The sequence below is a fragment of the Chelativorans xinjiangensis genome, from assembly GCF_009812055.1.
In the GTDB taxonomy this organism is placed as follows: Bacteria; Pseudomonadota; Alphaproteobacteria; order Rhizobiales; family Rhizobiaceae; genus Chelativorans; species Chelativorans xinjiangense.
The window spans coordinates 1-24,120 of the sequence record NZ_WQNH01000046.1 but is presented as its reverse complement, the minus strand read 5'-3'; the positions used below and the strand labels follow the sequence as shown (position 1 = coordinate 24,120).

Below are 24,120 nucleotides of genomic sequence, written 5' to 3'. Positions count from 1 at the left end.
CGCTCAGGCGGATTCGGGCGCTCCCTCACGCAGGAAGCGCAACTTGTCGGGAACGCCGTTCCACTCCTCGGCGTCGGCGAGCGGATCTTTCTTTTCGGTGATGACGGGCCAGAGGGCGGCATATTTCGCATTCACCGCGAGCCATTTCTCCGCGCCTTCAGCCGTGTCGGAGATGATGGCATCGGCCGGGCATTCGGGCTCGCAGACGCCGCAATCGATGCACTCGTCCGGGTGGATGACGAGCATGTTCTCGCCTTCGTAGAAGCAGTCCACGGGACAGACTTCCACACAGTCGGTGTATTTGCAGCGGATGCAATTGTCCGTGACGACGAAGGTCATGGCTTTCCCTTTGAGGCGTTCATCAGTCGCCTCGACCATGCCCCCAAAGTCGCGGGTGCTTCAGTCAACTAGTTGCTATCGCCGTTCGAGGCGGCGTGGTCTGCTTCCTCATCGACAGGAAGGGAAAAGGCATGACCACTCATGAGCCATCTCCGCGAGAGGCTTTGGCGGCACACGGGATCCCCCTCCCCCCACCACGCGAGGTCCGGGTCTCGACTGAGCGCGACAGGCTGACCCTCGTCTGGGGCGATGGCCGCCAGGACGTGTTCGAGGCCCGGACGCTGCGGCAGAACTGTCAGTCGGCCAAGGCCAAGCGGCTACGCCTGACCGGCACGACCATCGGGCCCGCCGCGGATCTTGCCATCGCTTCGGTCAGCCCGATCGGCACCTACGCCATCAACATCGCTTTCTCGGACGGCCACGATCGCGGCATCTACCCCTGGAGCTTCCTTGCGGAACTGGCGGCCGGCGCGAAGGCAATAACTTGACGGACAGTCCGCCGCCTCCGGGTCTAGCCTTGTCGCAGAAGCCTATTTTTCAGGAGAGCAGGAATGGATGATATCCGGTCGGGCCTGTCGGAAGTGGAGTGCGACGTGCTTGTCATCGGCGGCGGCACGGCCGGGCCGATGGCAGCCTACAAGGCCCGGAAGAAAAATCCGGAAGCCACGGTCATCCTCTTGGAGAAAGCGAATGTGAAGCGCTCCGGCGCCATCTCGATGGGTATGGACGGGTTGAACAATGCCGTCATTCCCGGGCATTCGACGCCGGAGCAGTACACGAAGGAAATCACCATCGCCAATGACGGCATCTGCGATCAGGCCGCCGTCTACAAATACGCCCAGAACTGCTATTCGATCATCCAGGAGCTCGACCAGTTCGGCATCCGGTTCCAGAAGGACGAGACCGGCGAATATGACGTGAAGAAGGTCCATCACATGGGGACCTACGTCCTGCCCATGCCGAACGGCGACACGGTCAAGAAGGCGCTTTATCGCCAGCTACGTCGCATGCGCGTGCTCATCTCCAACCGCTTCATGGCCACCCGCCTCCTGACCGGCAAAAGGGGGCGTGCGGCGGGCGCCATCGCTGTGAATACGCGCAGCGGCGAATTCCTGGTCATCAGGGCCAAGGCCGTGATCATGTGCATGGGAGCCGCCGGTCGGCTTGGCCTGCCGACCTCGGGCTATCTTTTCGGCACCTACGAGAACGCGGCCAATTCAGGCGAGGGCTATGCCATGGCCTACCACGCCGGCGCAAAGCTCGCCAATCTGGAGTGCTTCCAGATCAACCCGCTGATCAAGGACTATAACGGCCCCGCCTGCGCCTATGTCGCCGGCCCCTTCGGCGGCTACACGGCCAACAGCCGAAACGAGCGCTTCATCGAGTGCGACTACTGGTCCGGACAGATGATGCAGGAGTTCTACAACGAGTTGATGTCGGGCAAAGGTCCGGTCTTCCTCAAGCTCAACCACCTGCACGAGGACACGGCGAACCACATCGAGCAGATCCTGCATACGGTTGAACGCCCGACCCGCGGCCGTTTCCACGACGGGCGCGGCACGAAATACGCCCGTGACATGATCGAGATGCACATTTCCGAGATCGGCTTCTGCTCGGGCCACTCAGCCTCCGGCGTCTATGTCGACGAGTTCGCACGTACAACCATTCCCGGCCTCTATGCGGCCGGCGACATGGCGAGCGTGCCGCACAACTACATGCTTGGTGCCTTCACGAACGGCGCGGTCGCCGGCGAGGACGCGATCGATTTCGCGGCGGAGGTGGATTTCGATGACTATGACGGAGAAGCTATCGCCGTGGAGCGGGAGCGGGTGCTGGCACCTACCAGGAGAGAGGACGGAATTCCGCCCAACCAGATCGAATACAAGATCCGCCGCCTCGTGAACGACTATCTGCAGCCGCCCAAGGTGACGAAGAAGTACGAAATCTGCCAGGCGCGGCTGGCGGAGGTGCGCGAAGATATGGAGAACGCCATGGTCGCCCGCGACGCGCATGAGCTGATGCGCGCGGCCGAAGTGGCAAGCATCCTCGACTGCGCCGACATGGCGGCTTTCGCCTCGCTCTTCCGCCAGGAGAGCCGCTGGGGTCTTTATCACTGGCGGGTGGACCATCCCGAGCGCGATGACGAGGCGTGGAACTGCCATGTCCTCCTGTCCAAAATGGACGGTGCGATGTCCTGCGAGAAGCGTGCGGTCCAGCCTTACATCATCCCCATCGCCGACGACGAGAAGGATGCCTACTACAACCAGCGGGTCCGGGCGCAGGCCTGACACGCAGCCCCGGAGTTCGAGAACGATGCCGCTAGCCAACACAGCCACATCCGTCCCCGTCGTCGTAGACGAGGGAAAGTGCATCGCCGATAAGGGCTGCACGGTCTGCGTCGATGTCTGCCCGCTCGACGTCCTGAGGATCAGCGACCTGACCGGCAAGGCGTACATGAAATATGACGAGTGCTGGTACTGCATGCCTTGCGAGGCGGATTGCCCGACCGGCGCCGTCACCGTCAATATCCCCTATCTCCTGAAGTGAGGGCGGCATGACGCTTCAACCCTTCGAGAATTTCAGCGATGTCGAGGATCTGGCGGTCGGGCTGACAGACGACGACCCCGCCGTCCGCCGCGTCACGGTGATGGAACTGGCCGACACGGCCGCACCCGAAGCCATCGCCCATATAGGCAACGCGCTCAAGGATGGCAGCGCCGAAGTGCGGCTGCAGGCGGCCATTGCACTCGGGGAGTTCGACGGGGCGGAAACGGCAGCCGCCCTCACCATCGGACTGCAGGACAGCGATCTGCGCGTCGCGCAAGCGGCGGCCGATAGTCTCGCCGAGATGAAGGACCCACAGGCCGCCGTGCCGATCCTGCCGCTCACCCAGCATGAAAGTGCGCTCGTGCGCGCCGGCGCGCTTCGCGGTCTCAAGGAATTGCGTAACCCGGATGCGCTGGCGAGCGGGCTCAAGGCGCTGAGCGACCCCGAACCTGAGGTCCGTGTGCAGGCTATCGGCGTGGTCGCCTACTTGAAGCCCGACGAGGCCCTGCCGGCGTTGATCGGCCGCTGCCGCGACACCTCCCCCGAGGTCAGGCGCACGGCGGTGGGAGCCCTCGCCTTTTCCGCATCGCCCCATGTCGCCGACGCGCTCATCGGCGCCTTGCGCGACGAGGACTGGGCAGTTCGCGAGACGGCTGCCGAGGTGCTTGGCAGGTCCGGCTTTCGCCAGGCAGTCGATCCGCTCATGGTCAAGCTTGACGACGCCTTCTGGCAGGTTCGGCTGAAGGCTGTTCGCAGCCTCGGGCAGTTGAAGGCCGCCAAGGCCGTCCACGCCATAGCGCCGGCTCTCAATCATCAGATCGGCAATCTGAGGAAGGAGGCCGCCGCCGCGCTCGGCGAGATCGCCGACGGCGCCGCGCTTGTCTATCTCGAGAAGCTTGTTGATGATGCTGATCCGGATGTACGCAAGAATGTGCGGTGGGCGCTGAGCCGTATCGCCGGCTAAGGAGGCGATCGGCCGCCACCGTCGTATTTTGTTCGACCCAGGTAGCGAGGCTTACCCAGGAAGGAGCATTGGCAATGGCATCGTTGATGGCCGCAGAGCAGGCACGGCCGATGACGCTTCGTCGCGCCGCGCTGCAACAGGTCGGCCGGGTTCCGAAATACAGGAAGGTCAAGGATGAGCTGATGCGCGGCATTCTTGCGGGCGAGTATCGGCCCGGCACCTGCCTGCCGAGCGAGAACGAATTGGCGAAGCGCTTCGGAGTCAGCCGGGTTACCGTGCGGATGGCGCTCGACCTCCTGCGAGAGGCACAGCTCGTGGATGGTCATCAGGGCAAGGGCCATGTGGTGCGGAACCTGCAGGCGACCCAGGATCTCGGCCGTCTCCAGGGGTTTGGCGAGATCATGGCTCCGCTCGGCGTTGTGACGCGCTCTCAGGTGCTAAGCGCCGGCCGGATCAAGGCCCCGCCGGAAGTGGCGCAGGCCCTGCAGCTGGAGCGTGGCGCACCGGTCATCAAGATCGAGCGCCTGCGAATTGCCGCGAACGTGACGATGTCCATGGACGTCAGCTTCTTCCCACTCGAGATCGGTGAATCGCTGCTTGGTCTCGATCTGGCCAATGTCGACATATTCAAGCTGATCGAGACCTCGCTCAGCGTCGAAATCGGCTTTGCCGATATCGTGATGGATGTTGTGTTGCCGGAGCCAAAGGTGCGCGACCAGCTAGGACTCGACGCGGGCGAAAAGCTGATCCGCATCGAGCGGCTGACCTATGACCAAAGATGCCGGCCTATCGACTTCGAATACCTCTTCGGCCGCGCTGAATCCCATCGGTTCAAGCTAAGGGTGCCGCGATGGTAGGGGTGATCGGCAGACGGCAGTTCCTCCGGCTGGCCGCCGCGGCGTGTCCGCTCGCCATCCTCCCCCGATCCGCGGCCGCTTCCGCGCTCGTGGAGGTTCCGGCGTCGCTGGAGGGGCCGAGCCTTGACATTCCCGATCTCGGCGGAAAGCTCCACCGCTTGGCCGACTATCGAGGCAAGGTGACCGTCGTCGCTTTCTGGGCGGCTTGGTGCCCGCCCTGCCGTGCGGAGATACCATCCCTCGCCCGGCTTAGCCGCCAACTGCCGGCCGAGCGGTTCGCCATCCTCGCGGTCAATCTCGGCGACACTTCCGAGCGCATCGGCAGGTTCCTTGACCAGATCGACGATGATGGGCTGTCGGTTCTCACCGACCTTGCAAGCAGCCTCGCCTCAGCCTGGCATATTCGCGGGCTGCCGGTCAGCTATGTACTCGATCCCGCCGGCCAGGTGCGCTATGCGGTGATGGGCAGCCTCGAATGGGACAGCCCCGCCATCCGCGACCAGCTTCTGAAGCTCGGCGCCTCCTGATCGAAATCGTCCGGCTCCGGACGCAAATATCACGACACTTGAAGAACAGGACTGACGAATTCTGCCGTTTTTCCGGTTGCTTCGTCGGTCATGTTTGCAACTCGACGCAAGTCGAGCAGCTGAACTTGTATTAGTTCTTGCCCATGCTTCCTGTTGATTCAGCAAGCATCTGCATTCGGCATAGGCTCCAATTTCGCAGCAGCACCCAAACTGGGGACTGAATTTTGCGCTGCAGCATCAGGATTCCCCTATAAAACCAATACTTTATGTGACCTTCCAGCCCCGCATATCCGGAACTGGCATGGGAATTGCGTTGCTTGTGGTGGCTTAAGACAAACAGGCACTGAGGAGCAGCCAATGAAACATCGTTCGCTTGTGCTCGGGCTCGGGCTCGCGCTGACAGTCTCACTTCCGGCTTTTGCCAAGACGATCGACATCGCCATTGGGCATCAAAGCATGTGCACCGACACCTATATGGCTGGCATCGTCGTCAAGGAACTTCAGCTACTGGAAAAGCATCTCCCAACGGAGGGGGCCTATGCCGATGTGACCTACAACATAAGCTGGAGCGACTATACCTCGGGCGGGCCCATTACCAACCAGATGCTCGCCAACAAGCTGAACATCGGCGTGATGGGCGACTACCCGCTGATCGTCAACGGTGCCAAGTTTCAAGAGACGGAGTCCCTGCGAACCCTCTACGTGGCCGGCACCGGCTACAATCTGAAGGGCAGCGGCAATGCCGTGGTCGTTCCGGTCGCTTCCGACATCTACAGTTTCGATGACCTGAAGGGCAAAGCGGTTTCCACCCCGGTTGGCTCGGCCGCGTGGGGCATGCTGCTGAAAGCGCTACAGGACTCCGATATCGGCGTGGAGCAGATTTCGCTCAGGAACCAGAGTCCTGCTGTCGGGGCCGCCAATATCGCCGCCGGCAAGATCGACGCCCATGCAGATTTCTGCCCCTGGTCGGAGCTGATGGAATTTCGCGGCACGGGCCGCAAGATCTATGACGGCAGCGAGACGGGCGTCCCCTATCTTCACGGTGTCGTCGTCCGCGAAGACTTTGCCCAGGAGTATCCGGAAGTTGTCACGGCCTTCGTGAAGGCGGTCATAGATGCGGGTGATTGGATCAAGGCCGATCCCTTGAACGCCGTCGAGCAGATGGAGAAATGGACCGGTGTCGAGAAGGAAGTCCTCTACATCTATTTCTCCAAGGGTGGCCACCTGACGCTCGACCCGACCATCAAGGACGAATGGGTCGAGGCGCTGAAACTCGATCACAGTGTTCTGGAGCGCGAGCAGGCAATCCCGCCGCTCGACTTCGACGCCTGGATCACCGAGGACTTTGTGAAAGCGGCCTACGCCGAGATGGACCTTGACTACGCGGCGGACAAGGCGGCGGTCATCGACCCTGCCGATGCCAATGCAGGGCTGCCCAACGAGATATGGCATGCGCGCGACGGCATCTCGACCTATGGCACCATGCCTGAATTCCTTAAGGCGGTGGCCGAATTCGAAGCCACGGGCGCCAAGCTCAACGCCACCTATGTCTACGACATGGAGACGGGGCTGAAGCTTTTCGGCAAGACCGCCTTCTTCGTGCACACGCCCGATGGCGGCTACGAGACCTTCATGCGAAAGCCGGAAGCTGATGCCTATGCGGCGGAGGCCGGCGGCGAGGTGATCGACATGGCGGACGCCGTGGCCGCCTTTGCTCCGACCGACTGACGGCAAGAGCCTTTTGGGATGCCGGTCCCCGGGCCGGCGCCTCCGGACAGCACAAAAAGCCATTCATGACAGGGGAACAGATAAGCGTCATGTCCGCAAAAGCTCACGCCAATGAATTGGAGATGCCAGAGACCGGCGATACCGGCGCCGAAGATGTCGGCGGAATGCAGGCGGCGCGGCCGATCCCGTCTGGAACAGGACGTGACCGGGCGCCTGGAGCAAGTCTTGCGGCGGCTGCCTGGGGCCTGCTTCGAAGCCACGGCCCTACCATGGCGATCAGCCTGGGGGCGCTGCTTGCCGGCCTGGTGCTCTGGCATCTCGTCACGCTCTACAAGCTCGACTTCTACATCGATTTCGAGAACGTCCCCTCGCCTGTCCGGGTGGGCAGTTCCTTCCTTGCCCACCTCGCGACGCAGGATTTCTACATCCACATCGGCGTCTCCATGCAGCGCATCATGACGGGCTATCTGCTGGCGGCCGTCCTCGGCATCACCGCCGGCGTCGTCATGGCGCGCTCACGTATCGCCCGCGCCGCCATCTACCCTTATATCGAAATCCTGCGCCCGATCCCCGCCGTCGCCTGGATTCCGCTCGCCATCCTGATGTGGCCGACGGAGGAGTCCTCGATCATCTACATCACCTTCCTCGGGGCGCTTTTCCCGATAGTTCTCAACACGCTGCACGGCGTCGAGCAGACGCCGGAGGTGCTGGTGCGGGCGGCGAGATCGCTGGGCGCCTCGCGCCTACAGATATTGTGGCACGTCGTCCTGCCAGCCGCCCTACCCAGCATTGCGGCGGGGCTTGCCATCGGCATGGGCGTGAGCTGGTTCTCGCTTCTGGCCGGCGAGATCATCTCTGGCCAGTACGGCATCGGCTACTTCACCTGGAACGCCTATTCCCTCATCAATTATCCCGATATCGTCGTCGGCATGCTTGTCATCGGCGGGCTGGGGACGCTCTCCACCTATGCCGTCAGGCTCTTCATGCGACCGTTCCTTGCCTGGCAGAGGAGAGCTAGATGAAGGCCGGCCGGGCAACGACCATTTCCAGGGCCATCTCCGGCCGTTTCGCCCTGTGGGCTGGGATCGCAATCGGCGTCGTTCTCCTCCAGCATGTGGTCCAACTGACCGCGCTCACCGTCACATTCGGCAACTTCCCGAACTATTGGACCGGCTATAACTGGCCGAAGAACCTCTGGACGATCTTTTCGTCCACCCCATCGCTTTCCGACAGCCTGTCGATCGCTGCCGACGAGTGGCTGTTGGAGGCTGGCTACATGAACCGCGATTTCGGCCGCGGCATTGCCGAATGGGCATTCAGCGTCATGCCTTCCAAGATACTGGTGGTTCTGGCACTGGGCTTCCTCGTCGCTACCGTCTTTGTCCTGCTTTTGGATCAGCGCCGCGGTAGCGGCTCCGGATTGCGCCGGTCCATCGTCAGCCTGGCTGCCGCCGGGGCGCTGCTCGTCGCGTTTACTTCAGCCAGCATGCATTGGGTGGGGGCTTGCGCGGAGCCTTCCTGGGTCGTCGGCCTCACCATGGTAGGCCTCAACGTGCCCCTGGCACTCTGGTTGGAGCCGGCCGGCCCATGGCTTTCGGCTGCCGGCTTCCTCCTCCTGGTCCTGGCCGTCATCCTTGCGGCAGCTCCCGAAAAAACATTCGCAGCGCGCGGGGCGAGAGGCCTCGCCATTGGCAATCCATATGGTCCGTGAGGTATCGAGCATGAATGTCCAGGTTGTATCGCTTGAAAGGCACAGCAAGGCGAAACGCTACGGCGGCAAGAGCGGCGGGCGTGGCCACGTGGAAATCAAGGACGTCACCGTCCGCTTCGGCCATGGCGCGGATGCCCAACAGGCCGTGAAGGAGACCTCGCTCGACATCCCGCCGGGCCAATTCGTCTGCCTTCTCGGCCCCTCCGGATGCGGAAAATCCACGCTGCTCAACTGCGTTGCCGGCTATGTCAAGCCGAGTGCGGGCACGGTCCTGGTCGACGGCGAGACGGTGAAGGAGCCGGGGCCGGATCGCGGCATGGTGTTCCAGCAATATTCGCTGTTTCCATGGAAGACTATCCGCAACAACATCGCCTTCGGCCCCATGGTAGCCGGTCGCGGCCACACCGAGTGCAGTTCCATTGCCAACACCTTCCTTGAGATGGTCGGCCTGACCAGGTTTGCCGACAGATATCCTGCCGAGCTTTCCGGCGGCATGCAGCAGCGCGTCGGCATAGCGCGGGCGCTCGCCAACTATCCGAGCGTGCTCCTGATGGACGAACCCTTCGGCGCGCTCGATGCCCAGACCCGCCTGATGATGCAGGAGAACCTCCTGAAGATCTGGAGCGAGTTCGGCACAACGGTTGTCTTCGTAACGCATGATGTCGACGAAGCGATCTTCCTCGCCGACCGCGTGCTGGTGATGAGCGCCAGCCCAGGCTCTGTAATCGCCGACCTCGCCGTGCCGCTCCCCCGCCCGCGCCTGGCGAAGATGGCAACTGCACCGGATTTCATGCAGCTCAAGAAGCAGTGCCTAGAACAGATCCGGTCGGAGAGCCTTAAAGCTTTCGAGCAGCAGGATCGGTGATATGGTGATGCGAGCGCTTCTTCTGGCCCTGGCCATCCTTGTCGTGGCACCCGTCCATGCGCAGGACGTGAAGGGCGTCACTCTCGATAAGCCCTCCCCGGTCGGTGACTTCGAGCTCATCGATCATCGGGGCGAGCCCTTTACCCGCGAAGACCTGATGGACCGGTGGTCGCTGGTCTTCCTGGGCTTCACCCATTGCCCAGACGTGTGTCCGTTCACGCTCGCTAATCTGGAAGCGGTGAGAAGCGAGCTGTCGCTGCTTCTCCCACCGGAGCGGCTGCCGCAGATCGTCTTCCTAGCCGTCGACCCGGATCGCGACCGGCCGGTGCTGGCTGACTATGTGGCGCATTTCGACCTGTCCTTTGTCGGCGTCACCGGCGAGCCCGGCGAGATCGCCCGCTTCGCGCATGGCCTGGACGCTTACTACCGACTGGAGAAGAAGAGTGACGACGATGATTCCTACGATGTTGTGCATAGCGCCGCCGTCGCCGTGATCGATCCGGATGGCGCGGTGAAGGCCAAGATCACGCCGCCCTTCCATCCCCACGACACAGCCAACTACCTACACCTACTCCTTCGTGGAGTGGAAGGCACCAACTGAGCCGGAGGCGCGACATGCAATCACGGAAATTGGCGGCAGTGCTCGCGGTAATCCTCTCGGCCATGATGCTCCTTCCCGTCGCCGCTCACGATCATGGCGCCCGCCCAGTTGTCACTGCGGCGGGCGTCGAGGTTCGGCAGGCATGGTCGCCGGCCAGCGTTCCGGGCGTGAATACCCGCAGCGTTTATTTCGAGCTTATCAATGGCAGCGCCGCTCCGCTGGTCATCATCGGCGCCGAAAGCCCCGGCATTACGGGCGTCGCTATTCACGAAACGTCGACGGCCGGCGGGCTGACCAGCATGGCGACAGTCGAACAGCTCACTGTGCCACCCGGCCAACGCGTTTCTTTCAGCCCACAAGGGTTGCACCTGATGCTAACGGGGGCCGAGCATCATCGTCAGGGGGAACTGCTCCCTCTCCGCCTTCTCTTCGCGGACGGGACGAGCCTTTTCTTCGAAGCGCCTGTGCGCAAAGCAAGCGGCCAGCACCAGCATCACCGGTACGATACGGCGATACCGAAATCCTAATGACGGCCATGAACGAATGATGTTGACGAAGGCCGCCCGCACCTCCCGAACAACCGGACCGCCCAGCAAGGCGGAGCGGGCCGTATGAAGTGGCTGCCGGCGCTCATTGTTCTGTGCCTGACCGCCAGTATCGCCAGAGCCGATATGGTGGACACGAGCGGCATGGAGCCCTGGGAGGTTTGTGGGCTTTGTCACGGTCTGGAGGGCGTAAGCCCCATGCCGAGGTTCCCACATCTCGCCGGGCAGCGCCCGGACTACATCGAGAAACAGTTCCGCGACTTCCGCCACGGCCGTCGGCGCAACGATGGCGGGCAGATGGAAACAGTCACGATGGAAATAGAGGCGGGAGCGCTGGCGAGGATTGCCACCTATTTCGCCGAACAGCCACCACCTCCACCCGCGCCGAAAAAGGGACCCCGATTTGAGCAAGGCAGGGAACTGTTCCTGCACGGCCGGTCTGCGCTGGGAGCCTGCGCCGACTGCCACGGCCCATCAGCGCGGCCGACCGGCATCGATGCGCCACGGCTCGAGGCGCAGCATCGCGACTATCTCGTCAAGCAGCTTTCCGATTTCGCCGACGGGATGAGGAGCAACGATCCGGACGGGATCATGCAGACAGTTGCAGCGGCACTCAAGCCGGCCGAGCGGGAGGCGTTGGCGGATTATCTGGCAGCGACCGAGCGGCGAGAGAGGGATTTCAAATGATGCTTACGGAAAATTCGTCCGACACGCGCAGCGATGACGACCGCAGATCCGCCGTCTATCTGAGCGAAATCCAGATGGATCTCGACGAGGGCGCCGGGTTCCTCGATCGCCTGAGCCCTGCCGAGCTCTCCCGGTTGCGCGCAGCTGGCACTCCATGCTCCGCACGGCGCGGCGAAGGCGTCTTCTTTCAGGGGGATACCCACAACGGCATCTGGCTCATCGAAAGCGGCATCGTGCGCACTTTCTATGTCGGCCCTTCCGGTCGTGAGATCACGCTCGCCATCTGGACGTCCGGTCATTTCGTCGGCGGGCCGGAAGTGTTCGGCGGCGGCGCCCACATCTGGTCGGCCGACGTGCAGGAGGACGCACGGCTCCTCTTCCTGACCGGGGCGAATATCCGCCGTCTCGTGGAAAGCATGCCACAATTCGCGGTCTGCCTGATCAACGGGCTGGTGGCCAAGGGCAAATGCTATTCAGCCCTCGTGCAGATGCTGGGCACGCGCTCGGTCGTCGAGAGGCTTGCTTATCTCCTAATCATCTTCGCCGACACCCACGGCCGGCGGGACGGCAATCGGCTCCACATCGACAGGAAGATCACCCATGACGAACTGGCCAACATTGTCGGTGCGACGCGGCAATGGGTGACGATGACGCTCGACAAGTTCCAGAAACGGGGCCTCATCTCGATCAGCCGCCAGCGGATCGTTATCGAGCAATATGACATGCTGCACGGGCTGACGGAGAGCGTTTAGGATGTGCCTCATGCCACTGTGAAGCCGTCTTTTTCGTTGGCAGGGCTTTGGGGTTCATGTTGCAAACCGGAAGCCTGTCTGAACGATAGAACGTCGGATAAGATTGGATCGCGTGTCGACCCGTGGCGCGAGCGATCGACTCCGGTCGAGCAGTCAGGTCAGCCAGTTGACTGGCCCGGTTGCTCGATGGGACCCTATTTCCAGTTGTCGATCCTGATATCGTCCGGGTGGGGAGCGGCACATCAAACAGTGGGAGTGACAAGGTGGCGGGATTCGGATGGACTCGCTGATCACGGCCGCGGCGCGCGCGCTCGCAGCGGGTGATCCGCTGGGCGCACTGAACCGGGTCGCCCTGCGCGAGGACGCGCCCGCGCTCGCGCTTCGAGGCATCGCAATGGCGCAGCTCGGCGATCTCGTTCGCGCGAAGACCCTCCTGCGGCGCGCGGCGCGCGCCTTCGGCCCGAAAGAGGCCGTCGCCCGCGCGCGGTGCGTCGTCGCCGAGGCCGAGATCGCGCTCGTCTCACGTGACCTCGGATGGCCTCAGAAGGCGCTCGGGAAGGCGCGGGCGACGCTCGAAGCGCACGGCGACCCGGTGAACGCCGCGTATGCGCAGTATCTCGAGGTCCGGCGCCTGCTCCTGATCGGGCGCCTCGACGAGGCCGAGCGTGGGCTCGCCGAGCTCGACTTCGCGCCCTTCCCGCCCGCATCGCGGGCCGCCCATGAGCTGGTCGTCGCGGGGATCGCTATGCGGCGCATCCGGACGAAGGCGGCGCGGGCAGCGCTCGCTCGGGCCGAGCGCGCCGCGCGGCAGGCGGGTATCCCTGCGCTGACGGCGGAGGTTGAAAACGCATCCCTCGCCCTGAATGCGCCCGCGGCCCGCCTGATGGCGCGCGGCGAGGAGCGACTCCTCCTGCTCGAGGAAGTCGAAGCCTTGCTGGCCTCGGAGGCGCTCGTCGTAGACGCGTGCCGTCATGTCGTACGGAACGCAGGCACGGTGATCTTGCTTGCGACGCGCCCCGTATTGTTCGCACTCGCACGCGCGCTGGGCGAAGCATGGCCCGGAGACGTGCCGAGGGGCATACTCCTCGCGCGGGCGTTTCGAGCGAAGCATGCCGATGAATCGCACCGTGCACGGCTGCGAGTCGAAATCGGACGGCTTCGTGCGGAGCTTCGGACGCTGGCCGGGGTGAGCGCGACGAAGCGAGGATTTAAGCTGGTGCCGCGCGGCGCAAGCGAGTTTGTCGTGTTGGCGCCGCCCGTGGAAGGGGAGTATGCGGCGGTGCTTGCCCTTCTCGCCGATGGCGAGTCATGGTCGAGCTCGGCTCTGGCGATCGCGCTCGGCGCCAGCCAGCGGACCGTGCAGCGGGCACTCGAGCAACTTGCGGCGGCGGGCAAAGTGCAGTCGTATGGTCGCGGACGAGCGCGTCGTTGGATGACCCCGCCCGTGCCGGGATTCCCGACGACATTGTTACTCCCCGCTCCGCTATCGAGCGTATAGGATGGAAGCATGAAACGATCAGCGGCCGAAATCCTTAGTGAATATGGACCCTTTCCGGGTGTCGACAGCGTGGGTGGGGTTACGTTTGACGGTCGGCAAGTCTGGTTTGCGTCCGGAGACAAATTGAACGCCTTCGATCCGGCGAGCGAGAAGATGCTGCGTTCGCTCGATGTCGCCGCGCATGCGGGAACGGCCTTCGACGGCCAGCACCTGTTTCAAATCGCCGAGGAACGCATCCAGAAGATCGACCCGAAGACCGGCAATGTGCTCGCCACCATCCCGGCGCCTGGCGGCGGCGGTGACTCGGGGCTCGCTTGGGCCGAAGGGACGCTCTGGGTGGGGCAGTATCGGGATCGGAAAATCCATCAAATCGATCCCCAGACGGGGGCGATCCTCCGCACCATCGAGTCCAACCGCTTCGTCACCGGAGTTACCTGGCTCGACAACGAGCTCTGGCACGGCACATGGGAGGGTGACGAGAGCGAGTTGAGGCAAATCGATCCGCAAACGGGAGAGGTCCTCGAGAGGATCGAGATGCCGCCTGGAGTGGGCGTATCGGGGCTCGAGTCCGACGGCGGCGATCGGTTTTTCTGTGGAGGCGGAAACAGTGGGATGGTGAGAACCGTCCGCCGGCCCAGGCGAAGCGCGAGAAGCTGATCTTCTTGCTTCCGTGGGCCGCCTACCCTGTCGAGCATGTGGCGCGCGCATATGGTATGCGCTTCGAACATCTCATTCCTTCCCGACCATCGGGCCGGGGCTGCAATCCACTGATCCAGTGTCCGCTTTTCCGTTGCCGTACCTTCATCCACATGTAACATGCAGGGCATACCGCTGCGCACAATCAGGGCAACGGAAACTGGGGAGAATTCACATGACACTGGTCAAACGGCGTGCGTTCATCAAGGGTGCGGCTTCCGCAGCCGGGCTTTCGCTGGCGGCACCATACATCTCGCGCACCTACGCGCAGGGTTCATCGGGTAGCGTCAATATCTTCGCTTGGGCGGGCTATCTCAACGACGAGATGCTGGCGGCGTTCGAGGATGCCACCGGCATCAAGGCCAGATTCACGCCTTACGGCACCAATGACGAGCTTCTTAACCAGCTGCGCGCCAACAACGGCGTCGGCTTCGACATCATCTGGCCGACGGTCGACCGCGTGCCGAACTACGTCGAGTTCGGCCTCGTGCAGCCGATCGACGAAACCAAGGTCGATGTCGACAAGTGCCTGCCCAGCGCCTGGTCGAACTCCGAGAATCTCGGCGCTGTTATAGACGGCAAGCGCTACCAGGTGCCCACCGACTGGGGCACGGAAGCGCTGTCCTTCGACAAGGAGCAGGCGCCGCTGGAATACGGCACCGCTTCCTACGGCGACATCTGGAAGCCGGAGATGGCTGGGAAGGCAACCGTGCGCGGCCATTCCGGCCTCGTCGGCATCGGCCTGTGGCTGGAGGGCGAAGGGAAGCTTCCCATGCCCATGGTCGAGGCCTTCAAGTCGGAAGAGAACATGACGCAGATCTACGACGTCATTCTCGAGGAAGCCATCGCCCGCAAGGCCAATGTCGCCCAGTTCTGGAACAACGAGAACGAGGCGCAGGGCGCCTTCCGCGTCAATGGCTGCGCCATCGGCCAGACCTGGGATTCGACGGCGGCCGCCCTTGCCAAGGAGGGGCTGCCCATCGGCTTCATCGCGCCGAAGGAAGGCGCGCTCACCTGGATGGAGGGTGTCGCGATCCCGTCAGGTGCCGAGAACATTGAGCAGGCCTACGCCTTCATCAACTGGTTCCTGACGCCGGAAGCCGGCGCCATGTACACCAACGCCACCTCCATCAATTCCACCGCCGTGGGCGCGGCCGATTTGACCTCCGACGAGGCCAAGGCATTCTTCGCCGCCGCCTATCCGGGCGACGCGCTGGAGAAGCTGTGGTGGTGGCCGATCCAGGAAAGCTGGTTCGTGGCCAAGCGCAACGAATATCAGGACCGGTTCCTCTCGGCCTGACACATGTTTCGGGGTGGGCGAACCCCTTCGCCCGCCCCTTCTCACTCATCGGGCAACAATGTCGCATTCGGTAGAGCTGCGGAACGTCGGCATGGCCTTCGGCCAGACCCGCGCTGTCACGGACGTCTCCTTCACCGTGGAAGGCGGCGAGTTCTTCTCCATTCTCGGGCCGTCGGGCTGCGGCAAGACGACCATTCTGCGCATCGTCGCGGGCTTCCTCGAACCGACCGAAGGAACGGTGCTGATCGGCGGACGCGATATGAAGGGCCTCGGCCCCGACCAGCGCCCCACGGCCATGATCTTCCAGTCGCTCGCCCTCTTCCCGCTAATGCCTGTATGGGAAAACATCGCCTTCGGCCTGGAGGCGCGCGGCGTCGCCAAGACGGAGCGGCGCAAGAAGGCGAACGACCTGCTCAAGCTGGTGGCGCTGGAAGGTTTCGGTGATCGCATGCCGGGCGAGCTTTCCGGCGGGCAGCGCCAGCGCGTGGCGATTGCCCGCGCTCTCGCGGTTGAGCCTCAGGTTCTGCTGCTCGACGAGCCCCTATCCGCGCTCGACCTGAAGCTGCGCCAGCATATGCGGGCGGAACTGCGCGCCCTGCAGAAGCGCACGGGCGTCACCTTCATCTACATCACCCACGACCAGTCGGAGGCGCTTGCCATGTCCGACCGCGTGGCGGTGATGAGCGAAGGCGTGCTGCAGCAGGTGGGGGCGCCGCGCGAGCTTTACGACAATCCCGCCACGCCCTTCGTTGCCCGTTTCGTTGGCGAAACGAACGCGATCACCGGCAGGGTCGCAGCCATCGAGAACGGCATCGCCACGGTCGAGAGCGCTTTCGGGCCGCTCAGCGGCCGCGCCGGCGACGGCCTCTCCGCAGGGGCGGCAGCCAGGCTCTATGTCCGCCCGGAGGCGCTGCAGCATAAGACGCGGGGCGAGAATCGGCTGATGGCCACCATCGAGCGCATCGATTTTGAGGGCGCCTTCGCGCTCGCCCATGGCACGTTGGAAGATGGCAGCCGGCTCACCGCCTCGATTGCCAGCACGGAACTCGGCGAGGCGCCGGAGATCGGCACGCGCGCCTCCTTCGCCTTCCAAAGCGCCAATGCGGTGGTGCTGCCCGATGGCTGAGCTTTACAAGCGCTTCGGAGGTGGGCTCGGCACCGTCTTTCTTGCGTTGGTCGCCGCGTGGCTAGCCGGTATGGTGCTGGCACCCAATGTGATGATGATCGACTATGCGCTGCGGCCCAACCTGCCGCCTGCGGACATTGGCGGCCCGCGCGACGTCTATTCGCTGAGCAACGTCCTCTACCTTGCCAATGAGGGCGTGCACCGCGCCATCTTCTTCAAGACCGTTTGGGCGAGCGCGCTGGTGGCCTTCGTCACACTGATGGTCTGCTATCCCCTTGCCTACTGGCTGGCGCAAAACGCCACGCCCAACCAGACAGCCATCGCCATCCTCGCGCTCACCATCCCCTTCTGGATCAACGAGGTGCTGCGCACGCTCGCCTGGTACATCCTGCTCGCCTTCCGCGGGCCGCTCAACGCGGCTCTCCTTGCCCTCGGCATCATCGACGAGCCTGTGCGCTGGTATGGCGACGGCGGCGTTCTGGCGGGCATGACCTACGCCTACATTCTCTTCATGCTCTTCCCGATCTACAATGCCATCGAATCGCTCGAAAAATCGCAGATCGAGGCAGCGCGCGACCTCGGCGCCTCCGTCTGGCGCACCCATTGGCGGGTCGTCATCCCGCACGCCAAGGCGGGCATCGCCACGGGCTGTGTCTTCACCTTCATGCTGGCCGCCGGCAGCTATGTGGCGCCCGCGCTTCTCGGCGCGCCGGGCAGCCGCTGGTTCACGGAGATCATCTACAACTGGTTCTTCGAGGGCGGCGACTGGAACCGCGGTGCAGCTTATGCGCTGGTGCTGCTCGTGCTCTGCCTCACGGTCGTGCTCGTCACGCTCAAGATCGCCCGCGTAAACCTTACGGACGTGGCCAAATGAGCGCCGCCGACCGCATCATGAAAGGGCTCTTCGGCGTCTATTTCGCCGCCTTCTTCGTCTATCTCTTCGCCCCGCTCGCCATCATGGCCGCGGCGACCTTCAACACGAGCCGCTTCCCCACCGTCACGCCGTGGCAAGGCACGACGCTCGAGTGGTTCAACGCACTTGCCGCCGACCGCGGCATGTGGGACGCGCTGTGGACCTCGATCATGGTCGCCTTCTTCGTCGTTCTGGTGGTACTGCCGATCGGCACGGCGGCGGCCCTGGTGCTCACCAGCCTCCACGCGCGGGCCCGCAGCTTCCTCTACGCCGTCATGGTCTCGCCGCTTCTGACGCCTGGCGTCGTGATCGGCATTTCGACGCTGGTGCTGTGGCGCCAGCTCGGCGTAGGCGGCGGCGTCTTCCTGATCGTTCTCGCGCAATCGAGCTTCATCATCTGCTATATAATGCTGATGGTGGCCGCTCGCCTACAGCGCTTCGACCGCACGCAAGAGGAGGCTGCGCTCGGCCTCGGCGCCTCGAAATTCATGGTTTTCCGCCGTGTCATCCTGCCTTTCCTCAAGCCGGCGCTCTTCGCTGCCGGGTTCCTGGCGGTGCTGCAGTCCATCGAGAACTACAACACGACGCTCTTCGTGCGCGGCTTCGATACGCCGCTGACGGTCTACATCGCCACCAAGGTGCGCACGGGGCTGACGCCCGCCGTCAACGCGCTCGCGCTGATCATGGTCGCGGTGACTATCGTGGGTGCCGTCACCTATGAAGCGGTGCGCCGCCGCTCACGCACGGCGCGGGCCAGCAAGGAAGAAGAACAGCCGGGCTAAGGCTGGAAGGGGCCAAGGAAAACCCGCAGTTGCGCACTCAATCGAGCCCATGGTGCTCATAGAGCTCGTCCATGCTCAGCGATGCCAAATCGGCGAGCGGAGTCTGGCCCTTTACGCGACCACCGCTCAGGATGACGACATCGTCGCAGAACGAAATGGTACTGCGATGATGGCTGATGACGACCGTCGTGCGGCGGCCGGCCCTCGACCTTAGCGTTTCGACAATCGCTGCCTCCGAGAGGCCATCCACGGCGTTGGTGGCTTCGTCCAGAATCAGGATGTCGGGATCGCGGACCAGCGCTCTTGCCAATGCAATCCGCTGCCGCTGCCCCGCCGACAGATTGACGCCCCGATAGCCGACGACGGTTTGGTATCCCTGGGGCAGTTTTTCTATGAACTCATGCGCCTCGGCCAGTTTTGCAGCCTGCTCGGCTTCGGCGGCCGCGGCCTGCTTCTGCCCGTAGGTGATGTTCTCCAGAATAGTGCCGTCGACCAGCTCGAGCTCCTGGCTGGCCAGCGCGATCTGGCTTCGCCAATGGGTTGGATCGATCTGGCTCAGGGGCAGCCCGTCGACGAGGATAACTCCCTCATCCGGCTCCACGAACCGGCAAAGGAGGTTCACGACCGTCGTCTTGCCGGCGCCCGACCGGCCGATGATCGCCGTCGAGCGGCCTTTGCGGATTTCGAAACTCGCGGAATGTAGCACCACGGCGCGGGAGCCCGAATCCGGATACCGGAAAGTCACGTCCTCGAACTTCACGAGTTTCTTGAGGCAGTGGAAGGGGATGATGCCCTCGGGCGGCTTGGGCTTGTCCGACGAGTCCAGCAACCACCTGACTTCTTCCATCGACCCACTCCAACCCTGCAGCTGGCTCCAGGCCATTTGCAAAGACCGCATGTGCGGCTGCAGCCTGTAGAGAAGGACGACGAACGCCACGATTACCGGGAAACTCACACCCACGAACCATGCGCCCACAACCACGCCCAGGAAGAGCATCGCGTGGAGAACCTCCGTCAGGAGCGGCAGCGCGCCCTGACGGGTCTGCAGGACGAAGCCAGCATGGCGAACCGCGTCCGATGCCCCGTCAAACACTGCCTTTTCCCGTTGCTCCTGCCCGAAAATACGGATCAGCCGCCCGGCATGCACGAGGTGGAGCATCCTCGATGCGAGTGCGCTGTTGTGGGAGGTGACGCTGCGGCTGGGGGCCTTCAGGCTGGCCGACAGGACGGCATGCGCGAGTTGGACCACGGCCAAGCCGAACGCGACCAGCAGCGTCATCTTCCAGGAAAGGAGCAGCAGGAAGGCCAACAGAATGATTGCAGCCGAGGCGTTCACGATCGCCCCAAGGACAGTCTGAACCGCATCCGAGGCCCGCCAGGACTCGTTGGAAATGACATTCAGCAGACGGCCAGGATCCTGTTGCAGGAAGAAGGGGTAGCCTACCCTCAAGAGCTGTTCCGACAGGGCGCTTCGGATGGAATGGCTTGCTTTGCCGTAGATGAATGTCGTGAGCACCGTATTTGAAAATGCCAGGATGTTCTTCAGCACGATCAAGGCGAGGATGACGGCGGAGATCACGACCAGCCGTTCCCCGTTGCCCAACCCCGATCCAACCTCCTGGAAGAAGGCGGAGAGGCCGCTCATTTGGGCGCCATCCTCATGCCCGACGATGATGCCCAGCATGGGGATGACCAGACCGATGCCGACGCCTTCGAGCGCGGCGGCGACCAGGCCTAGAACCACCACGGCCGGAAGGAGGCGCAATTGTTGCCCCAGCGCCTCGCGCAGCACCGGCGATCCTGGTAGTACCAATCGCAACATGGTGGGCGTCACCTCAACTCAACTGTTGCCTGTTGGACATGTTGCAACTCCGGGCGCTCCGGCCGCCTGGCTAACAGCAGGCCGATGAATTTTGCGGCGCCGAGGATATTCATGAACACGATCGGCCAATGAGACAGGCGCAACTCGGGATCGAACTGCGGACCGCCCACAAGCTCTTTGCAAGCCGACCGCATGGTCCAGTAGAAATGGAGAAGCAGCCAGGGGGCGTGGCGGATGTGCTTCAGACAAAGCCCTCCATTGCCAAGGCTGTAATTTCGGTGGAGCGTCTCGATGGCTTGGCGAACGTTTCGGCCGTGGTGATGGAAAACCGTCATGTCGGGCACATATTCGACCGGGATACCCAGCAGATATGCTCGCACGAGATAGTCGGTGTCCTCTGCGGACCGTAGCGGACCGCCGGTACCGAAGCGCTCGTCGAAACGGCCCACAAGGGCCGCAACCTCGCGATGCATCGTCATATTGCACCCGAGTACGAAACCGCCAGGATGGACATCGCGCGTAAGCCGTGCGCGCACCGGCGAGCGTTTGATCGTGAACGGCAGGTCCTTTGGATCTCCGAGTTCGACGCCGCCGCCTCGGATAACGCACTTCTCGCCGCTCGTGTAATGCCGCTTCAGATCGCGGAGATAATCCCGGTGGATCTCGCAATCATCGTCGACAAAGACGAGTATGCGGCCACGGGCGCTCTTGAGCCCGGCATTGCGAGCGACGGCCAACCCCGGACGCGGCTCGGAAACGAGCGTGACTGCAATGCTCGACGTTGCGGCGATGCGGGCCAGATATTCCGAAGTGCCGTCCGTGGATCCGTTGTCGACAACCACGAGTTCGGCCGTGATGGCGGCATGGGATTGGCATGCCGCCTGAATTGACCCGATGCATATACCAAGCGACGAGGCGCGGTTGCGGGTGCACACGATGAAGCTTGCCAGCGGCATCGGTTCGTCTGCCCCTGAGGGATCGGCGGCCGCTGGAGCAAGCGCCGCCGTGTGGTTCCGTGGCTGGGGAGATCCGGCAGTCATTCTAGCTCATGTGATAACGAGGAAGGACAGCGGCGGCAGGCACTGATTGCAAATATCGCGAGAGCGCGTCCAACCGCCTGGTGGCGGCGATCGAGATGAGGCTCAGCCGCGGCGCATAGGCTCCAGCGAGCAACCCGTATTTCTCACGGCGCCGGATGTGCGCCCATTTTCGCGTTCGGGTCAGGAACTCATGCGTCAGCTCTGGCCGCTGCTCGTCGCCAATGAGCTGGTAGATAAAATAAAAGAGATTCAACGTTCCTCCCTCATAGCTTGGTCTTGTTTCCGCAGGCTGGGTCGCGACCCTGTCTTCAAGCGCGAGAATGTACTCGGCCGCCCGACGAACCGTATCCTCGGTCACCGCCTCGCCGAGGTCGCACAAGGTGCCGGGGGCGACGGCAAGGGCTTCCTGCTCAAGATTTTCGGTGACGATCGCCAAATGTGTTCTGCGCATCTGCCGCTTGTGCCTGTTTGAGACGCTGCCGTTGTGGATACGGTAGGTGATCAGGCTGTCTTCGATCATCGTTGCCGGAAAGCGATCGGTAATCCGCCTGAAAAGATCGAAATCTTCCGCGTGTACATAGCGCGGATCATATCTCAATACATTCTCCGGTATGACTTTCCTGTTGTAGACGACCGTCGAGTGGATGAAGATCGTGAAGAACATCGACAGTATGCGCAGGCTGCAGAGCCGATGGAGCGGATCGGCCGTGCCCCTGACGATACGATCGCCGATGAGTGTGTCGATACCCGACCCGCAGATCGCGCACTGAGGTTGTTGGGCAAATACCGCCACCTGCCGCGAGAGGCGCGAAGGATAGGCAATGTCATCGGCGTCCATCCTGGCGATGAGATCGCCCTGGGCCAAGGCAAGGCCCTCGTTCAAGGTCGCAATCAGGCCGCGGTTTTCGCGCGAGACGATCGAAATTCGATCATCGGCTTTCTGGTACCGCCGCAGAATCTCAATCGAACCGTCGGTCGAGCCATCATCGATGGCAATGATTTCCAAACGCTCGTAATCTTGGCGCAGGATGCTCTCCAGCGCGGCGGCCAGATAAGGCTCGGCATTGTAGACGGGTAGCAGAACGGAGACCAATGGGGTGGGCATGGTTCAGCCTTCAATCAGTTCATTGAAGATCGGGGTCCGGAATGGCCTTGGTGCGATCGATCGGACCACGCCGCGCTGCCACGCCCCTTTGGTTCTGTGCCCTGCCAAGCCATCCCGTGAATGCTCTCGCGGGATTGCGATCTCTCCGGGCAACGTAAGGGAAGTGGCGCTTGAGCGCGTTGATCGGTTTTTCGAAAAACAGCCAGGAAACGGCAGCAAGCATCAGCGTCCCCGCCCCCGCGATCGCGAACCGGCCTAATCCCTGTTCCGAGACATTGACCGGAAGCCAGGGCTGCGCCTTGACGACCAGCGCCAGCACGAGAGCGTGATAAAGGTATACGCCGTAGCTGACCCGTCCAAAGGCCACCAACGGCCGCGTCTCCAGCAGGCGGCCGGCATAGCCCTCAATCCGTGCCGAACAGAGACCGACGATCATGACCAGCGGAACGAGGGGAAATACCTCCATTCCGATCCAGCGCACCCAATCCTGCGTCGGCGTCAGTTGGACCGATCTGAACCACAGCAACAGGAGGAATGTGGCCGCAAGGGGTGCCCAGCCCAACCGCATCCATTGCGGCCATCCCGCGGCCCGGGATCGATAGGCAGCCAGTAGCGCTCCGGCCCCCAGCACATCCATAGACGCCGGAGGAAGCACATCGCGCGCTACCGACGGCGCCCCCGTGAAGGGCCAATAGAACCGGTACACCAATGACAGGACGATGACGGCTATGCAGATCCGCTCGATCCAGTGGCGCGGCGCCAGCAGGATAAGCAAAGGCCAAACGACATAGAATTGCTCTTCTATGGACAGCGTCCAGGTGTGGACCAGGACCCACGGCGTCCAGTCATTCTGGAGAGCGTACCAGAAGTTCGAAATGTAAAGCGCGTGCCAGAGGAGGATCCATCTGGACTCCTCCAGGTTGATCAGCCAGACGAACCCCAGCATGGCGAAATATGGCGGAAAGATCCGCAGAGCCCGTCGAATGTAGAACGACTCAAGGGCGGGCAAGGCTTCAAATTCCGCCGCCGAGCGCGCGTCCAGGAGAAGGCGGGTAATCAGGAATCCGCTGAGGACGAAGAACAGGCGCACACCGACGTGGCCCCAATAAGAATCGTCTGCCGAGAAAAAATGCGCGTACAGTACCATTGTGACAGCTATGGCCCTCAGCCCATCAAGCTGCCGGTCGCGCCCATTCGACATAGATTTGTTCCCTCAGCGTTCAGAACCTGACCGAAAACTCCTTGATGGTGTCAGCTCCCCGATCAGACGCGTTCTGCCGCATAATCCATCATTCGCCTTGTTCGTGGGCCTGCAATATTCATAGGTATCGAGAGCCGAGAATCGAGCATGCATTATCAAATGGACCCATGATGTGGCAAAGTTCATCATGTTTTCCGACGTATCGAAATAGATTTTTACTTGACAATAACCAATAGTTAAACGCCATATCCAAAGATGATCTCAGCGCATGCTAATTAATTTCACATATGAAAATCGCAGAATCTCGCTAAGAAAATTTGAAATGTTGACTTAAGCGCTTCCTCGAGAAGCTTGACACGCAGGCCGGCCCCTCGCTCTCAACTTTGCTTCCAGGCTGCTTGAAAGCGCAGCTTGGTGTCAGGCGCGGACTAGAGCACGTCCTGTTTAATCCGGGTCATATCCTGCGGCCCTGAAGTAGTTGGCGCATTCGGCCGGCGTGAAGAGGTCGATGATA

The 24,120-nt window shown here is 62.6% G+C and carries 25 protein-coding genes; 20 read left to right on the top strand and 5 right to left on the bottom strand.

Going from position 1 to position 24,120, the window contains the following annotated elements:
- Positions 1–3 precede the first annotated feature (3 nt).
- Positions 4–339: a ferredoxin FdxA gene (gene fdxA / locus GM910_RS21890; RefSeq protein ID WP_159591412.1), complete on the bottom strand. Its 336-nt coding sequence runs from the start codon at positions 337–339 to the stop codon at positions 4–6.
- A 131-nt stretch (positions 340–470) separates the two neighbouring features.
- Between fdxA and GM910_RS21885 the strand changes: the two genes are divergently transcribed.
- The 20 genes from GM910_RS21885 to GM910_RS21790 all read left to right on the top strand — a co-directional run bounded on the left by GM910_RS21885 (position 471) and on the right by GM910_RS21790 (position 18,438).
- Positions 471–827 (top strand): gamma-butyrobetaine hydroxylase-like domain-containing protein, encoded by a 357-nt coding sequence (locus GM910_RS21885; RefSeq protein ID WP_159591409.1) that lies wholly within the window; start codon positions 471–473, stop codon positions 825–827.
- Positions 828–890: 63 nt separating this feature from the next.
- Positions 891–2,627, top strand: a complete 1,737-nt coding sequence (locus GM910_RS21880; RefSeq protein ID WP_159591405.1) for a fumarate reductase/succinate dehydrogenase flavoprotein subunit — start codon at positions 891–893, stop codon at positions 2,625–2,627.
- Positions 2,628–2,652: 25 nt separating this feature from the next.
- On the top strand, positions 2,653–2,886 hold the full coding sequence (locus GM910_RS21875) for a 4Fe-4S dicluster domain-containing protein (protein WP_159591402.1): 234 nt from the start codon (positions 2,653–2,655) through the stop codon (positions 2,884–2,886).
- Positions 2,887–2,893: 7 nt separating this feature from the next.
- Positions 2,894–3,850, top strand: a complete 957-nt coding sequence (locus tag GM910_RS21870) for a HEAT repeat domain-containing protein (RefSeq protein ID WP_159591399.1) — start codon at positions 2,894–2,896, stop codon at positions 3,848–3,850.
- Between the two features lie 74 nt (positions 3,851–3,924).
- A complete protein-coding gene (locus GM910_RS21865) occupies positions 3,925–4,707 on the top strand; it encodes a GntR family transcriptional regulator (RefSeq protein ID WP_246226259.1) in 783 nt (260 codons plus the stop codon).
- Positions 4,701–5,234 carry a TlpA family protein disulfide reductase gene (locus tag GM910_RS21860; RefSeq protein WP_159591396.1) on the top strand — a complete coding sequence of 178 codons (534 nt, stop codon included), beginning with the start codon at positions 4,701–4,703 and terminating at the stop codon, positions 5,232–5,234. Before GM910_RS21865 ends, GM910_RS21860 begins: the two co-directional genes overlap by 7 nt.
- Positions 5,235–5,591: 357 nt before the next feature.
- Complete coding sequence (locus tag GM910_RS21855; protein ID WP_159591393.1) at positions 5,592–6,962, top strand: ABC transporter substrate-binding protein; 1,371 nt, start codon at positions 5,592–5,594, stop codon at positions 6,960–6,962.
- An 89-nt stretch (positions 6,963–7,051) separates the two neighbouring features.
- A complete protein-coding gene (locus tag GM910_RS21850; RefSeq protein WP_201285577.1) occupies positions 7,052–7,984 on the top strand; it encodes an ABC transporter permease in 933 nt (310 codons plus the stop codon).
- The gene (locus GM910_RS21845) at positions 7,981–8,673 is read left to right on the top strand and encodes a hypothetical protein (protein WP_159591390.1); all 693 of its coding nucleotides are present in this window, start codon (positions 7,981–7,983) and stop codon (positions 8,671–8,673) included. The genes GM910_RS21850 and GM910_RS21845 overlap by 4 nt, the downstream gene beginning before the upstream one ends.
- A gap of 10 nt (positions 8,674–8,683) precedes the next feature.
- Positions 8,684–9,538, top strand: a complete 855-nt coding sequence (locus tag GM910_RS21840) for an ABC transporter ATP-binding protein (protein ID WP_159591387.1) — start codon at positions 8,684–8,686, stop codon at positions 9,536–9,538.
- Between the two features lies 1 nt (position 9,539).
- On the top strand, positions 9,540–10,139 hold the full coding sequence (locus tag GM910_RS21835) for an SCO family protein (RefSeq protein WP_246226258.1): 600 nt from the start codon (positions 9,540–9,542) through the stop codon (positions 10,137–10,139).
- A 14-nt stretch (positions 10,140–10,153) separates the two neighbouring features.
- Entirely contained in the window at positions 10,154–10,666 is a 513-nt protein-coding gene (locus GM910_RS21830) for a copper chaperone PCu(A)C (RefSeq protein ID WP_159591384.1), read from the top strand.
- 84 nt (positions 10,667–10,750) lie between these two features.
- On the top strand, positions 10,751–11,371 hold the full coding sequence (locus GM910_RS21825) for a c-type cytochrome (protein WP_159591381.1): 621 nt from the start codon (positions 10,751–10,753) through the stop codon (positions 11,369–11,371).
- Positions 11,368–12,123, top strand: coding sequence for a Crp/Fnr family transcriptional regulator (locus tag GM910_RS21820; RefSeq protein WP_159591378.1), 756 nt, complete (start codon positions 11,368–11,370; stop codon positions 12,121–12,123). Before GM910_RS21825 ends, GM910_RS21820 begins: the two co-directional genes overlap by 4 nt.
- A 277-nt stretch (positions 12,124–12,400) precedes the next feature.
- A complete protein-coding gene (locus GM910_RS21815) occupies positions 12,401–13,621 on the top strand; it encodes a helix-turn-helix domain-containing protein (RefSeq protein WP_159591375.1) in 1,221 nt (406 codons plus the stop codon).
- Between the two features lie 9 nt (positions 13,622–13,630).
- Positions 13,631–14,278, top strand: coding sequence for a Vgb family protein (locus GM910_RS21810; protein ID WP_159591372.1), 648 nt, complete (start codon positions 13,631–13,633; stop codon positions 14,276–14,278).
- A 214-nt stretch (positions 14,279–14,492) separates the two neighbouring features.
- Positions 14,493–15,617 carry an extracellular solute-binding protein gene (locus tag GM910_RS21805; RefSeq protein WP_159591369.1) on the top strand — a complete coding sequence of 375 codons (1,125 nt, stop codon included), beginning with the start codon at positions 14,493–14,495 and terminating at the stop codon, positions 15,615–15,617.
- Between the two features lie 58 nt (positions 15,618–15,675).
- Complete coding sequence (locus GM910_RS21800) at positions 15,676–16,743, top strand: ABC transporter ATP-binding protein (protein WP_159591367.1); 1,068 nt, start codon at positions 15,676–15,678, stop codon at positions 16,741–16,743.
- Entirely contained in the window at positions 16,736–17,617 is an 882-nt protein-coding gene (locus GM910_RS21795; RefSeq protein WP_159591364.1) for an ABC transporter permease, read from the top strand. The genes GM910_RS21800 and GM910_RS21795 overlap by 8 nt, the downstream gene beginning before the upstream one ends.
- Positions 17,614–18,438, top strand: coding sequence for an ABC transporter permease (locus GM910_RS21790; protein WP_159591361.1), 825 nt, complete (start codon positions 17,614–17,616; stop codon positions 18,436–18,438). The genes GM910_RS21795 and GM910_RS21790 overlap by 4 nt, the downstream gene beginning before the upstream one ends.
- 37 nt (positions 18,439–18,475) lie before the next feature.
- Here GM910_RS21790 and GM910_RS21785 read toward each other — a convergent pair whose 3' ends face one another.
- The 4 genes from GM910_RS21785 to GM910_RS21770 form a co-directional block, all read right to left on the bottom strand.
- Entirely contained in the window at positions 18,476–20,260 is a 1,785-nt protein-coding gene (locus GM910_RS21785; RefSeq protein ID WP_159591358.1) for an ABC transporter ATP-binding protein, read from the bottom strand.
- Between the two features lie 8 nt (positions 20,261–20,268).
- On the bottom strand, positions 20,269–21,216 hold the full coding sequence (locus tag GM910_RS21780; protein ID WP_159591355.1) for a glycosyltransferase family 2 protein: 948 nt from the start codon (positions 21,214–21,216) through the stop codon (positions 20,269–20,271).
- Between the two features lie 85 nt (positions 21,217–21,301).
- Positions 21,302–22,405: a glycosyltransferase family 2 protein gene (locus tag GM910_RS21775; RefSeq protein WP_159591352.1), complete on the bottom strand. Its 1,104-nt coding sequence runs from the start codon at positions 22,403–22,405 to the stop codon at positions 21,302–21,304.
- Between the two features lie 19 nt (positions 22,406–22,424).
- Positions 22,425–23,606 carry an acyltransferase family protein gene (locus GM910_RS21770; RefSeq protein WP_159591349.1) on the bottom strand — a complete coding sequence of 394 codons (1,182 nt, stop codon included), beginning with the start codon at positions 23,604–23,606 and terminating at the stop codon, positions 22,425–22,427.
- Between the last annotated feature and the right edge of the window lie 514 nt (positions 23,607–24,120).